At 25.9% G+C, this 255-nt stretch carries 1 protein-coding gene; it reads right to left on the bottom strand.

Translation table 11 applies throughout. The features are described 5' to 3' along the window. Positions 1–21 precede the first annotated feature (21 nt). Positions 22–255: hypothetical protein (locus KGF42_RS20705; RefSeq protein ID WP_227826942.1), on the bottom strand; the 234-nt coding region annotated here is incomplete at its 5' end.

Raw genomic sequence — 255 nt, forward strand, 5'->3', positions numbered from 1 at the left:
TATCATTTCCATAAACTTTATTTATTTTATCACTGTCCTTTCCAGAGCATCTATCTTTTTTAAAAAATTATTTTCCATTTCAAGATATTTGATTCTCGCTTTTGCTCGTTTTAACTCATCTTTTATATTTGTTTTCTTTTTTAGATTTAATTCTCTACTTGATTTAGATACAAGAGAGGCTTCGCCTTGTTTTAAGTAGATTTTTCTCCATCTTCTAAGACAATCTTTTGGTTTATCAAATCCTATTATTTTTAA

The organism is Clostridioides sp. ZZV15-6383 (assembly GCF_020657735.1).
Lineage (GTDB): Bacteria > Bacillota > Clostridia > Peptostreptococcales > Peptostreptococcaceae > Clostridioides > Clostridioides difficile_D.